At 60.7% G+C, this 14,383-nt stretch carries 9 protein-coding genes; 6 read left to right on the forward strand and 3 right to left on the reverse strand.

The annotated features are described in order from the left end of the window. The coding region (locus tag DMX12_RS28175) for a retention module-containing protein (RefSeq protein ID WP_146226878.1) at positions 1 to 1,840 on the reverse strand (1,840 nt) is incomplete at its 3' end. A gap of 956 nt (positions 1,841 to 2,796) precedes the next feature. Here DMX12_RS28175 and DMX12_RS28180 point away from each other — a divergent pair. Then, on the forward strand, positions 2,797 to 4,953 hold the full coding sequence (locus DMX12_RS28180; RefSeq protein WP_029886243.1) for a type I secretion system permease/ATPase: 2,157 nt from the start codon (positions 2,797 to 2,799) through the stop codon (positions 4,951 to 4,953). Continuing rightward, positions 4,943 to 6,319 carry an HlyD family type I secretion periplasmic adaptor subunit gene (locus DMX12_RS28185; RefSeq protein WP_054914040.1) on the forward strand — a complete coding sequence of 459 codons (1,377 nt, stop codon included), beginning with the start codon at positions 4,943 to 4,945 and terminating at the stop codon, positions 6,317 to 6,319. Before DMX12_RS28180 ends, DMX12_RS28185 begins: the two co-directional genes overlap by 11 nt. Before the next feature lie 100 nt (positions 6,320 to 6,419). On the opposite strand, the gene lapD is transcribed toward DMX12_RS28185, so the two are convergent. After that, on the reverse strand, positions 6,420 to 8,366 hold the full coding sequence (gene lapD, locus DMX12_RS28190; protein WP_009685657.1) for a cyclic di-GMP receptor LapD: 1,947 nt from the start codon (positions 8,364 to 8,366) through the stop codon (positions 6,420 to 6,422). Between the two features lie 10 nt (positions 8,367 to 8,376). Continuing rightward, positions 8,377 to 9,138 carry a cysteine protease LapG gene (gene lapG, locus DMX12_RS28195; RefSeq protein ID WP_174824189.1) on the reverse strand — a complete coding sequence of 254 codons (762 nt, stop codon included), beginning with the start codon at positions 9,136 to 9,138 and terminating at the stop codon, positions 8,377 to 8,379. 204 nt (positions 9,139 to 9,342) lie between these two features. Here lapG and DMX12_RS28200 point away from each other — a divergent pair, with 204 nt between their 5' ends. From DMX12_RS28200 to DMX12_RS28215, 4 genes are all read left to right on the forward strand, one after another. Then, the gene (locus tag DMX12_RS28200; protein WP_110680025.1) at positions 9,343 to 10,032 is read left to right on the forward strand and encodes a GntR family transcriptional regulator; all 690 of its coding nucleotides are present in this window, start codon (positions 9,343 to 9,345) and stop codon (positions 10,030 to 10,032) included. 107 nt (positions 10,033 to 10,139) lie between these two features. Then, positions 10,140 to 10,643 carry a sigma-70 family RNA polymerase sigma factor gene (locus DMX12_RS28205; protein ID WP_110680026.1) on the forward strand — a complete coding sequence of 168 codons (504 nt, stop codon included), beginning with the start codon at positions 10,140 to 10,142 and terminating at the stop codon, positions 10,641 to 10,643. Positions 10,644 to 10,647: 4 nt separating this feature from the next. After that, positions 10,648 to 11,616 carry a FecR domain-containing protein gene (locus DMX12_RS28210; protein WP_110680027.1) on the forward strand — a complete coding sequence of 323 codons (969 nt, stop codon included), beginning with the start codon at positions 10,648 to 10,650 and terminating at the stop codon, positions 11,614 to 11,616. Between the two features lie 122 nt (positions 11,617 to 11,738). Further along, positions 11,739 to 14,225, forward strand: coding sequence for a TonB-dependent siderophore receptor (locus DMX12_RS28215; protein ID WP_110680028.1), 2,487 nt, complete (start codon positions 11,739 to 11,741; stop codon positions 14,223 to 14,225). The last annotated feature ends 158 nt before the right edge of the window (positions 14,226 to 14,383 follow it).

Below are 14,383 nucleotides of genomic sequence, written 5' to 3' on the forward strand. Positions count from 1 at the left end.
TCACGGTTACCGGGGTCTGGGCAGGATTGCTCAGGGTGACGGTGTAGGTGATCACGCCGCCTTCGGTCACCGACGGGCTCGCGGTCAACGTTGCAGTGGTGGTGTCCACCGAATCATTGATCGTGGTCTGAGCCGGAGTCGGGTTCGGGGTCAGTTGCTCGAAGTTGCCACCGGTAGCATTTTCGATGGTGACGCTGACGGTCGAGCCATTGTTGTAAACGTCGTTAGCCGGCGTCTGGAAATCGACACTGCCCTGAGTCTTGCCCGCTTCAACGGTCACGGTCTGGCCGTTGGACAGGGTCACGGTTACCGGGGTCTGAGCAGGGTTGCTCAGGGTCACGGTATAGGTGATCACGCCGCCTTCGGTCACGCTCGGCGATGCAGTGAGGGTCGCGGTGGTGGTGTCGACCGAATCATTGATCGTGGTTTGAGCCGGAGTCGGGTTCGGAGTCAGTTGTTCGAAGTTACCGCCAGTGGCGTTTTCGATGGTGACGCTAACGGTCGAGCCATTGTTGTAAACGTCGTTAGCCGGCGTCTGGAAATCGACACTGCCCTGAGTCTTGCCCGCTTCAACGGTCACGGTCTGGCCGTTGGACAGGGTCACGGTTACCGGGGTCTGAGCAGGGTTGCTCAGGGTCACGGTATAGGTGATCACGCCGCCTTCGGTCACGCTCGGCGATGCAGTGAGGGTCGCGGTGGTGGTGTCGACCGAATCATTGATCGTGGTCTGAGCCGGAGTCGGGTTCGGCGTCAGTTGTTCGAAGTTGCCGCCAGTGGCGTTTTCGATGGTGACGCTAACGGTCGAGCCGTTGTTGTAAACGTCGTTGGCCGGGGTCTGGAAATCGACACTGCCCTGAGTCTTACCCGCTTCAACGGTCACAGTCTGGCCGTTGGACAGGGTCACAGTAACCGGCGTCTGAGCAGGATTGCTCAGGGTGACGGTATAGGTGATCACGCCGCCTTCGGTCACGCTCGGCGAAGCCGTGAGCGTTGCGGTAGTGGTGTCGATGGTATCAGTCACCTGGGTGACCGCCGGCGTTTGCGGCAATGTGACGGTCAGGCCGCCACCGCCAGTACTCCCGGTGACGGTCGTCGAGATCTGCCCGCCATCAATGTAAGGCGTATCGTTTGCCGGTACCTGGACATTGACACTGCCGCTTGTCTGCCCCGCCGGAATGGTGATCACGGCACCATTGGACAGGGTAATCACCAGGTTGGTAGTTGGCGCCTGACCCACGGTGGCGGTATAGACGATGACGCCACCCGCTTCACTGATGGAAGGGGTGGCGCCGAGGACAAGGTCAGTAGCAACGGTGGCGTCGGTGGTCGGTGGGGTCACCAGATTGTTGTTGGTGCCCAGCTGACCGACCTGCACGCTGTTGAGCGCGGCTACAGAGCTTAAACCCTCGGTGGGGAAACCGACGGTCGGATCAACCCGGCCCGCAGTCTCTTCCAGCATTACGAAGCTATGGCCGCCGCCCGCCGCGCCACCACCACCCGCTGCCGACGGACCAGCAGCGGTAGCTTCAAGCTCGGTAGTCGGGTCGACACCCGCAGCAATCGCCTGCTGCAGCTCTTCCACCGAAGGCGCTGCCTGGGCAGTGGCCTGGGCAAGGTCGGTGCTGCTGTCGGGTGTATCGGCGCTCCACTGGCTGTCACGGCCAAGGTCGAGCAGGCGGCCATCAGCCAGTTCCAGGGTAACTGCGCCACCAGGGCCAGTGAGCACTTCCTCACCGGCCAACAGACGGTCACCTTCAATGAGTACACGCCGGATGCCCTCTGGGGATACCGCGATAACCTGGCCGACAATACTTTTGACGATGGCTACAACGCTGCTCATTGGACTCTCCGTGTGACCCGGTGGGTACTTCCGTGCCAGAGCGGCACTTGCAGGCCACTTCAGGCGGAACTATGTCGATGATCTTTGACGTTTTTTGACGTCAATATTCCGTCTATAACTGTTTGGAATTACTTAACTGCCAAACTATTGACCTTATACAGGCCATCCTAAACAATCGGCAATGTAATGTCACATTGATATTTGTACCTTAGCCAAGCCTATCCGCAGGACAAATGTCGTATGTCAGCGAACAGGTGTTTCGCGCGCAGTACGGTTAACTATTTCCGCGCCACAACGGCCGGTTTCCACTGGATAGGCAGCAACCTGGCGCCATTATTCTGATCGCCTGCAATCACTCGACAACGCTATCGCTTTGCAAGCATAAACCTTGCCGAACTACGCCGCGAACCTCGCAAAACCGAGTCGCCAGACCACCACGCAACCTGCTGGCGCCACCCCGTCAGGGGCCGTGCCTTGGTGCAAATCAAAGAGATAACGATCGGCGCGAAGTGCTGCGCCAGGAGGGATTGAAACCCAGCTGCGATTATTGATCGCGGATGCTTTGGCAGGCTGCTTTTTATAGATGAATTTTGACTAACAACCGACGAGAAAACGCCAATAAAACAGCGCCTGTTTACTGACCATGTCTACACTGGTTTTCCAAGACCACATGCCATGAAAAAAGGGCAAGCTATGCTGAATTCAGGCGTCAAAACCACGACGGGCCAAGTCAGAATATGAAACATTCACTGCACGGCACCCTCTGGTCGAAATGAAGCACGCAGAACTGTTTACTCAGTAACGATTCAAGGCGACCATGGCCATCTGCCCGAGCCCTGCGGTATCACACCGCCATCAGTACTGCCTGGCAGCACCCTAGAATGCCAAGGTGAGCCGGCCGAGCTTGAACGGCAGCCCACCTATCCCACCCACCACAAGGATGAAGAGAGCGCCGCGTGGAATCCGAAGTCAGTCGAGTCCAACTCAGCCACGATCCACGCAGTCAGCATGACGATCCATTGCTGGATAGTCTGCTGAGCCTGTGTGTCCTGCACCAGAAACCCGCCAGCCGGGTGATGCTGACCACAGGCCTGCCGCTGCCCGCCCAGCGCCTGAGCCCCGAGCTGCTGCCCCGCGCGGCCGCCCGCGCGGGCCTGCAAGGGCGCCTGCTGCAGCGCAAACTTGAGCAGATCCCGACTATAGCCATGCCGGCCATGCTGCTGCTCAAGGAGGGCCGCAGCGCCGTTCTGCTGGGCTGGGAGAACGAAGATACCGCCCGCCTGTTGCTTAGCGAAAGCGACGGCGGCGAGGTGCACGTCAGCCGCGAAGCCCTGCTGGGCGACTACAGCGGCCGTGTGTTCTTCGCACAGCCGCAGCACAAGTTCGACGTCAACCACGGCAACCTGATCCCGCGGGCGAAGTCGTGGTTCCGCGACACGCTGTTGCGCAGCAAGTGGCTGTACATCGATGCCATCGCCGCCAGCCTGGTGATCAACCTGATTGCCCTTGCCGCCCCGCTGTTCGTGATGAACGTGTATGACAGGGTGGTACCCAACCAAGCCACTTCGACGCTCTGGGTATTGGCCATCGGTATCGCCGGCGCCTATATCTTCGATTTGATTCTCAAAGGCCTGCGCGGCCTGTGCCTGGACCTGGCCGGCAAGAAAACCGACCTGATCATCTCGGCAACGCTGTTTGAACGTATTGTCGGCATGTCGATGAAATACCGGCCGGCGAGGGTAGGCAGCTTTGCCCAGAACATTCACGAGTTCCAGGGCCTACGCGACTTCCTTGCCTCGCTGACCCTGACCAGCCTGATCGACCTGCCCTTCACGATCCTGATCCTGATCGTGATCGCCATCATTGGCGGGCACCTCGTATGGATTCCGATCATCGCCTTCCCCCTGGCCCTGGGTATCGGCTATGCCCTGCAGCGGCCGTTGATGGCAACCATGGAGCGAACCATGGCGCTAGCCTCTGAGCGCCAGTCCAGCCTGATCGAGACATTGGCCGGCCTGGATGCGGTCAAGGTCAACAATGCCGAAAGCGAACGCCAATACATGTGGGAGCAGACCCTTGGCACCCTCAGCCGTCTGGAGCTGCGTGTGAAGGTGCTGTCGAGCCTGGCGATGAACATCACCCTGCTGATACAGCAGTTGGCAGGCGTGGCAATGATCTGCGTCGGCGTGTACCTGATCATCGACGGCAACCTCAGCATGGGTGGCCTGGTAGCGTGCTACATGCTCAGCGGCCGTGCCCTGGGCCCGCTGGGCCAGCTCAACGGCCTGCTCGCGCGATACCAGCAAGCCAAGGTGACCATGGTCTCCACGGACCACATGATGGAGCTGCCGCAGGAGCGCAATTTCGAAGAGCGCCCGCTGAGCCGCAAGGTACTGCAGGGCAGCGTGGAGTTTCGTGGGGTCGACTTCACCTACCCGAACCAGCAGAACATGGCGCTGAAGAACATCAACCTGACCATACGCCCTGGTGAGAAGGTCGGCATCATCGGCCGCAGTGGTTCGGGCAAGAGCTCACTGGCCAAGCTCATCGTCGGTCTGTACGAGGCCGACGGCGGGTCGCTGCTGGTGGACGGTGTGGACATCCGCCAGATCGACGTCAGCGAATTGCGCCATAACGTTGGCTACGTCCCGCAGGATATCCAACTGCTGGCGGGCACCCTGCGTGACAACCTGGTCAGCGGTGCGCGTTACATCGAGGACGAACTGATCCTGCAGGCCGCTGAATTGGCTGGCGTACATGAATTCGCCCGGCTGCACCCGGACGGCTATGAGCTGCAGGTAGGCGAACGTGGGCAGAACCTGTCCGGCGGTCAGCGGCAGAACGTTGCCCTGGGCCGTGCGCTGCTGCTCAACCCGCAGATCCTGCTGCTGGACGAACCCACCAGTGCCATGGACAACACCGGTGAGGAGCGCCTCAAGCAACGTTTGCAGGCGGTGGTGGAAGGCAAGACAGTACTGCTCGTCACCCACCGTGCCTCGCTGCTGTCGCTGGTAGACCGCTTGATCGTGATCGATCGCGGGCAGATTGTCGCCGACGGCCCGAAAGCCGCGGTCATGGACGCGCTGAAGAAGGGGCAGATCAGTGTTGCATAAGCTGGATATCGGGCAGTTCAAGGATAGCTTGCGGCGCTATTTCAAAGGCTCCGAGTCACTGGGCGGCCAACCGCTGCCAGAGGTCAACAAGGCCCTGATCGAGGATGCCCCACGGGTGGTGCGGCTGACTATCTGGGGCGTCATCCTGTTTTTCGTGTTCCTGATCGTGTGGGCCAGCGTGGCCCCCATTGACGAGGTCACCCGGGGTGAAGGCAAGGCCATTCCGTCGTCCAAGGTGCAGAAAATCCAGAACCTGGAGGGTGGCATCGTCGCCGAGATCTTCGCCAAGGAAGGGCAGATTGTCGAAGTGGGCCAGCCGCTATTGCGCCTGGATGAAACCCGCTTCGCCTCCAACGTGGGTGAAACCGAGGCCGACCGACTGGCCATGGCCCTGCGTGTCGAGCGCCTGAGTGCAGAGGTGCAGGACAGCCCACTGAAAATCGACGAAGCCTTGCGCAAGGCGGCACCCAGCCAGGCTGCCAGCGAAGAGTCGCTGTACCAGAGCCGACGCCAGCAGCTGCAAGACGAGATTGGCGGCTTGCAGCAGCAGTTGGTCCAGCGCCAGCAGGAACTGCGCGAATACAGCTCCAAGCGCGCCCAGTACGCCAACAGCCTGGAGTTGCTGCGCAAGGAAATCAGCATGTCTGAACCGCTGGTGGCCACCGGCGCGATTTCCCAGGTCGAGGTGCTGCGCCTGCGCCGTGCCGAAGTGGAAAACCGTGGTCAGCTGGACTCCACGGCACTGGCCATTCCTCGCGCAGAGGCGGCCATCCGCGAGGTGCAGAGCAAGATCGAAGAGACCCGCGGCAAGTTCCGCAGTGAAGCGCTGACCCAGTTGAACGAGGCGCGCACCGAGCTGAACAAGGCCACCGCAACCAGCAAAGCGCTGGACGACCGGGTAAACCGCACGCTGGTGACCTCGCCCGTGCGAGGTATCGTCAAGCAGATGCTGGTGAACACCATTGGCGGGGTTATCCAGCCAGGTAGCGACATCATCGAAGTGGTACCGCTGGACGACACGCTGGTGATCGAGGCGAAGATCCTGCCCAAGGACATCGCATTCCTGCACCCTGGGCAGGAAGCCACAGTCAAGTTCACAGCCTATGACTACACCATCTATGGCGGGCTCAAGGCCAAGCTGGAGCAGATCGGTGCCGACACCATCACCGATGAAGACAAGAAGACCACGTACTACCTGATCAAGCTGCGCACCGATCGCAGCCACCTGGGCACCGATGAGAAGCCCCTGCTGATCATCCCGGGCATGGTGGCAACGGTGGATATCATGACCGGCAAGAAGACCATCATGAGCTACCTGCTCAAGCCGATCATGAAGGCACGTTCGGAAGCACTGCGCGAGCGCTGATCAAGGGCTGTGAGGGCTAACAGCAGGAGCGGTCTTGCGTCGCGACAGGGGCCGCACTGCGGCCCTTTCACAACACCAGGCTGCTCCCTCCCTGATGCGATCAGCGCCAGGGCGCGGGCTCGCCAACCAGCTGCCCCTGTATTCCGCCTACGCCCATCTCCTGCAGTACCTTGCGCTCCCCTTCGGTCTCGACCCGTTCGGCGATCAATGGCAAGTCAATGCTGTGCGCGGCCCGCTGGATCGCTTCGATGAACAGCCGCTTGTGCTGCTCGTGGTCGATGTTACGGATGTAGCTGCCGTCGATCTTGAGGTAGGCCAAGCCCAGATGGGCCAAGTTGCCAATCATGCTGAAGCGCCCGCCGAAACGCTGCAGCGCCAGGCCGAAGCCTAGCCCGTGCAGCCGTCGGGTGAGCTGTTCCAGGGCGGCCTGGTCAGGCAGTTGCTCTTCGCCGATTTCAAACACCAGGCGCGGGCCCAATGCTGCGTTCTGGCCTAGCAGCTCGAAGACCCGCTGCAGCGCCTTGGCGTCGCCAAGGGTGGCTGCGGAGAGGTTGAGCGCCACCACCTGATCGTGCCCGCGCAGGTGGGCCAGTACTTTCTCCAGTACCAGTACGTCCAGGCGCGGCATCCAGCCAAAGCGTTCCAGCCAAGGCAGGAAGCGCCCTGCGGGCAAGGCCTCGCCCTGCCCGTCCTGCAAGCGCGAAATCACCTTGTGGTGCAGTACCCGTTGCGCTGTGGCGGTATCCACCACCGGTTGGAAGAACAACTCGAAGCGGCCATTGTTGAAAGCCTGGTCCAGGCGCTCGTGCCACGCGTGCTGGCTGTCCGCTGCTACGGCGGCAACGCCTTGTTCAAGGCACACCCAGCCAGGGGTAGGCTGGTTCTCGGCGCGGGCCAGGGCTTCGTCGGCGAGCTTGAGCAGCGCCTGTGGCGCGTCACCAGGGCTATAGGGTGCCAGGCCGATGCAAGCCACCGGGTGAACATCACTGGCGCCGGTTTCATGCAGGCTGAGCAGGGTCGCTTCCAGCGCCTGGGCAAGCTGTACCGCCTCTTCATGCACCATGCTCGGCGCCAATACGGCGAACTCGCCGCCGCGGCTGCGGGAAATCAGGTCTTTGGTTTCCGGGAAACTGGCACAGGTACGGCGCAACTGCTCCCCCACCGCCTGTAGCAACTGGTCGGTGCGCTGACCGCCCAGGCGGGCGTTCAAACCGGCCAGGCCTTGTACCCGCAAGAGCAGCAAGTAGCCGGCGCGGGCCTCTTCCAGATTACTGACCCGGGTGTTCAGCTGCATCTCGAAATAACGGCGGTTGGACAGCCCGGTGAGGCTGTCCTGGTAAGACTCTGCCCGCAGCCGCTCACTGCGCTCGGCCTGTTCGGTAAACAGCGCCTTGAGCTTTTCAACCATCTGGTTCATGGCCTGCACGACCCGGCGCAGCTCCGGGGTACGCGGCAGCTCTGGCAGGCTCAGGAATTCGCGGCGGGCAATGGCATGGGACTGCTCGACCATATAGTCCAGCGGGCGCAGCTGGCGGCGCAATAACAAGGCGCCGAGCACGGCGCTGGCGGCACCACACAACAGCAGCCAACCCAAGCTGCCCAGAGCGCTCTGCCAAAGTTTGGCAATGGCGAACATCGGGTGGCTGACCACCTCGACGCGCGCGGCCTGCTGCCAGCCGCGGCTGACGATGGCATCGCCACCTGCGGCTTCAAGGCCGATCAAGCGCACGAACCACTGTGGCACACCGCCGGGGTCCGGCTCGGCGTGGCGCTCCACCAGGACCGCATTTGAGCCCAAGTCGACAACTTTGATGCTTGCGTAGTAACCACTGTCGAAGATTGAGCTGACCATCAGCTCGACCATCGCCGGGTCGTCGATGTTCGGCGTCAGCGACAGCGCCAGCGCGGTCGCCGCATCCTGGGCATGCGAGCGCAGCTGGTTGACATACTGGCTGCGTGAGCTTTCCAGGCTGACCATGAAACTGCCACTGAAGGCGACCACCAGGAACAGGCAAATGGCCAACAGCAATTGTTTGAACAGTGACATCTGTGCTCCTTCAATAGACCGGTTCGGCCGGGAAGCCTTCGGCCTGCATTTTCTTCAGCAAATCCTGCCAGCGGGAAAGCCGCTTGGTATCACCGACCTTTTTGTTGCCTGCGGCCCCCGTCAGCCACAACCCCTCGCCATTGAAGGCATAGACCGGCAACAAGTCGGTTCGTTGGCTGGCAGGTTTGATGGCGTCCATCAGGCTATCGAGGACCAATGGCTGGGCCTGTGGGCTTGAATAATAGGTCAGGACCATGTGCGCTCGGTTCTGCCGCAACGCCTTGACGTAGGTGATACGCAGCTTTTCGCTGGCAATACCCATGCGCCGCAAGCTGAAATACTTGGCTATGGCGTAGTCCTCGCAGTCACCGGCCCCTTTGATGAGTGCCTGCACCGGTGTGGCCCAGTAATCGACCTCCTGCCACAGGTCGATGTCCTCGACATAACGCAGTTGCTGGTTGAAAAAGCGGTTCACCACCTGCAACCGTTCCAGCTCGCTGCCTTGGGCCTGCGTTGCCATCAGGCGCTGCCAGGCGTCGATACGACCCTGCCCCGCGCCCAGCGGGCCATACAAAGCCTGGGACTTGCGGCTGATCTGGGAAAAGTCCCAATCCGCGTGCAAGCCGCCCAGCAGCAGACCGCCCAGCAGCACGGCAAGGAAGGCAGGTCGCACAAGGCGTTTGAGCATGCAGGATATCGCCACTGCGAAGCCCTGTTCAGGCCAGTCGAAAGCAGCGATGGTGGGGCTTGCCAAGGCAAAAGACAATGGCACCCTGCAATCATCCACCCGCTGGTCAGCTTGCACCCTCTTTATGACTATATCCTTTTATAGGCTGCTTCCTTTGGCAGGCGACTTCCTCCACCATAGCCGCGCCTTGTGGGGTGCTACTGGCGCTATCGACCGAGTTTGACACCCTGACAGGCAGTTACTAGTGTAATTGGATCCAACTTTAGTCATCGTTAAGGCAGGCTTTACGTGGCCGAGAAACTCAAACTGAGCAATGTGTTGGCCAGCGAGCAACTGTTGCCGCACCAGGCTCGTGGCGTGATCGAAGAACGCCTGCGCAGTGCCATTCTCGACGGTCGCTTGCCCCCTGGCACCGCCGTGCGCCAGCAAGAGCTGGCCAGCTTGTTCGGGGTGAGCCGCATGCCTGTACGCGAAGCCTTGCGCCAGCTGGAAGCGCAATCACTGCTGAAAGTGGAAATGCACAAGGGCGCCGTGGTTGCGCCCTTGATCGGCGAGGACGCGGTAGACACCTACGCGCTGCGCATACTGCTTGAGAGCGAGGCGCTACGCCAGTCCATCCCGTTGCTGGAGCCCAGCGACATCGCCCAGGCACGCGGCTACATCCAGCAGTTGGAGAATGAAACCCGCCACGCTGAAATCGGCCGGCTAAACCGTCTGTTGCACATGGCCTTGTACAGCAAGGCAAAAAACAAGAAGTTGCTACGCCTGATCGAAGACGAGCTCAACGAGGAGGAACGCTTTTTGCGCTTCCACCTCTCCTCCATGGGGCTGGGCAAGCTCACCCAGGATGATCACAACGCATTGGTTAACGCCGCCGGTGACAAGCACGTCGAAGAAGCCATTACCGTGCTGGAGCGACACCTGAACAGCGGCGCAAGGGTGATCCGCAAATACCTGGATGGCCAACCGCGACACTAGTGTGCGTCCGCCAATGGGCCGCTGGAAAACGCACAGGTTGCAAATTCTAGCGCCGCCGCCAACAATGAGACTAATTATCATTAATATCCATTGTTGATATCTCGCCCATGCCCAGCGACGACTCCGTGCAAAGGCTTTACAGTGACCACCACGGCTGGCTACATGCCTGGCTGCGCAGCCAGCTGGGCAACGCCGCTGATGCTGCCGACCTGGCCCAGGACACCTTCGTTCGCCTGTTACAGCGCCGTGAGCAACTGCACTTGAACACGCCACGTGCGTTTCTGCGCAAAGTTGCACGCGGGCTGGTGATCGATCATTGGCGTCGCGAGGAGCTACACAAGGCGTACCTCGAGGCCTTGTCCCATCTGCCAGAAGCATTGGCGCCTGCGGCTGAAACCCGCGAACTGTTGCTGGAGTTGCTGGAGCGCATCGCGCGCATGCTCGATGGCCTGAAACCCAAAGTGCGCCGGGCTTTCCTGCTAGCCCAGTGCGAGGGGCTGAAGCACCAGGCCATCGCTGACCAGATGGGTATCTCCGTGCGTACCGTGGAGCGCTACATCGCCGATGCGCTCTACCACTGCTACGTGCTGCGCTATCAGGATGAATGCTGACGCCATGGCCGCTGCACAACCCGGAACACAAGCGGTCAAGCAGGCCATTCACTGGATGTTGAGGCTGCGCGAGAACGGGCATGATGCCGCCCTGCAACAGCAATGCGTGCAGTGGCGCGCGGCCCGCCAAGAGCATGAGCAAGCCTGGCAACGGGTGATCCAGATGCACCAGGATCTCGACCTGCGCGGCATTCCCGGTGCCGGTTTGGCCTTGCAGACCCTTGAAACCAGCCAGCGTCGGCTGCACCGTCGCCAGGCGCTGAAACTGCTGGGTGGCACGGCCATGGTCGGCGCAGCGGCATGGCTGGGCCGAGACCTGGATGGGCTCAGCTACTGGGCCGCCGACTACGCCACGAGCATGGGTGAACGCCGCAGCTTCACGCTGCCAGATGGCACCCTGATGCAACTCAATACAGACAGCGCCGTGGACCTGGCCTTCGACGAACAGCAGCGACTGGTTCGCCTGAAGCGGGGGGAAATCATGATTACCTGCGGCCAGGCAACCACGGCGCAGCGCCCTCTGCTGGTACAAAGCCGCGATGCCTTGCTTGAAGGGTTTGCCGGGCACTTCGTGGTACGCCAGGACAGCGACTGTACGCACGTCAGCGTCGGCACTGGCAGGGTAGCGATCCACCAGCCTGGTACCGGCCCGCTGCAGTGGATCGAAAGCGGCCAGAACTGGCGCGTGGACGCACAGGGTGCGCAGCGTCTGCAGCACGTGAACATGGACGCAATGGCCTGGAGCGAGGGACTGATCGTTACCCGGGACATGCGCCTGGCGGACTTCCTCGCGCAGGTCAGCCGCTATCGCCGTGGTTACCTGGGTTGCAGCGAAGCGGTTGCCGGCTTGCGCCTCTCGGGGGTCTTCCGCCTTGAAGACCCGGAGCTTTTGCTGCAGCTACTCCCGCAGACGCTGCCAGTGAGGCTGCGCCAACGCACACGCTGGTGGGTACGCGTGGAAAGCCTGGCTTGATCAGGCGGTCCATGCAGGTGTGGCCGTTGGGCGGTGCCAGGTATTTTGGCGGGTTTTGAATGGCAGTCCGGCTAGGACAGTAAGCAACACCTTCCGCCCTCAACAGCCCTACGGACTTGAACATGTCTAACGACACCGTGCACATATGCACACTCAACGCGAATGGTTTTCGACCTGTCTTGCACTCAGCATTGTTACGCAATGCAGTGCGGGCAGCTGTACTTGGCACGGCCCTGGGCCTGAGTACTATTCCACTGGCCGCCATGGCGGCGGAAACAGCCCAGGTCAGCCAGCACTATTCCATACCTGCAGGCCAGCTGGACGATGTGCTCAGCCAGTTCGCCCGCCAAGCCGGCATCACACTGTCGAGCACGCCGCAGCTCACCAACGGTTTGCAGTCCAGCGGCCTCAATGGGCAATACGCCACCGAACAGGCTCTGCGCCAACTCCTCAATGGCATTGGTTTGCGCGCTGTCAGCCAAGGGGGGCACAGCTACGTACTGCAGGCGCAGCCGCTGGACGCAGCGTTGTCGTTACCAGACACCGACGTCCGGGGTTTCAGCCTGGGTAATGCGCTGGGTAGCACCGAGGGCTATAACGCGACCCACAGCCAAGTGGCGACCAAGACCAGCATGCCGCTTGTGGAAACATCGCAATCGGTGTCTGTGGTGACCCGCCAGCAGATCGACGACCAAGGGTCACAGACCGTCGCCCAGGCCATGCGCTATACACCCGGGGTGCTAACCAACCCCTACGGTGCCACGCACCGCTATGACTATGTGGCGATGCGCGGCTTCAATGACGGCTCGGTAGACAACATCTACGTCGACGGGCTCAAATCCATGGGCGACAACGGCACCTACAGCACCATGCAGGTGGACCCGTATTTCCTGGAGCGCATCGACATCCTCAAGGGGCCGTCCTCGGTTCTGTACGGCCGCAGCTCACCAGGTGGGCTGGTCGCGTTGACCACCAAGAAACCACTGTTTTCCGCCTACCATCAGGTACAAGCTACGGTCGGCACCCAGGGCCAGCGCGGCATGGGCTTCGATTTCAGCGGCCCAGTGGATGAAGACCAGCGTATCGCCTATCGCCTGACGGGCCTGGCGGATGCCTCTGATACGCAGTTCGACCACAACAAGGAAGAACGCTACGCCATTGCTCCCGCGATCAGCGTGGACTTCAGCGAAGATACTTCGCTGACCTTGCAGGCCTATCTGCAGCACGACCCCAACGGCGGCTACCACGGCGGTAACCCGGCAGACGGCATGCTGCACCCGCGTAATGGCTTGCGCCTGTCCGATCACTTCTTTGAAGGCGAAACGGGTATCGACAGCTACGAACGCACGCAACAGTCGTTCAGCTATCAGTTCGAGCACCGCTTCAATGACATCTTCACGGCTCGGCAGAACTTCCGTTACCAGGATTCCGACGTGTCGATGGACCAAGTGTATTCCGCCGGCTGGGCAGATGCTGAAAGCAATATCCTGAACCGCGCTTACACCGGCGGCGACGAGCGGCTGCATTCGTACATCATCGATAACATGCTGCAGGCAGAATTCTTCACCGGCGCCGCCAAGCACACCCTGCTAATGGGCACGGACTACCAGCGACGCAAAGCTGACGTTGAATGGCGTTACGGTACCGTAAACCCGTTGGACGCCGGCAACCCGCAGTACGGTAATGGCAACCTGCAGCTGCTGGGAGAAAACCGCTATCAGCGCCGTTTGCAGCAAACGGGGGTATACCTACAGGATCTGGTGGAGCTTGATCAGTGGCGCTTTTCCCTGGGGCTGCGTCAGGACTGGGTGAAGGTGTCCGAACAGAACCGTGACAGTGGTACCAAGGTGAATGACCAGCGCTCGAAGTTCACAACGCGTGCCGGCGTGCTTTACCTGTTCGAAAATGGTATTGCGCCCTATGTCAGTTACTCGGAGTCATTCAACCCGAATACCGTCTCCGATCAGGATGGCCGGCCTCTGGCACCTACCGAGGGTACGCAGTGGGAGGCGGGCATCAAGTATCAACCCAGCGGCAGCGACAATTTGTTCACCGCGTCGGTATTCCGCATCGAGCAAGAGAACCTGGCGTCGAAACAACCGAACGAAGACTTCTATCGCGCTGTAGGTCAAGTGCGCTCGCAGGGCTTGGAGCTGGAGGCACATGTGCAGCTCAGCGACAGCCTGAAGCTGCTGGGTGGCTACACCTTTACCGATATCGAGTATTCCAAGTCGATGCCGAGCCTGGTGTCGGGCAACCTGGACAACAAGGGCAACTCGCCGACTCAGGCGCCAAAGCAGATGCTCTCGCTATGGGCTGACTACAACTTCCACCAAGGGGCCCTGGATGGCCTGCGGCTGGGCGGCGGCGTTCGTTATGTGGGGTACAGCTGGGTGGATGCGGAAAACAGCATGAAGGTGCCCTCCTACACGCTGTTCGATGCTTCCGTGGGCTATGACCTGGGCAAGGTCGGCCTGACCGGTGTAGATGTGCGCCTGAACGCCAATAACCTCACCAATGAAAGCTACATCACTTCATGTGCCAGCCTGAACTACTGCTACATGGGTGAAGAGCGCAATGTGAGTGCAACAGTGAGTTATCAGTTCTAGGCAGATGGCCAGGGCTGTTTGGCACTTTCATGTAAGCGTCCGGCGAACTCACCTTCCGAACTCCAGCATTAAGGGCGATGGTGTCCGCGTATTTTTAAGCGGACGCGATCACCCTTATCGCCAGGATTTCCATGCGCCAACGAAGCTCTTATCCGAAA

This window comes from Pseudomonas sp. MB-090624 (assembly GCF_003205245.1).
Taxonomy (GTDB): Bacteria; Pseudomonadota; Gammaproteobacteria; order Pseudomonadales; family Pseudomonadaceae; genus Aquipseudomonas; species Aquipseudomonas juntendi.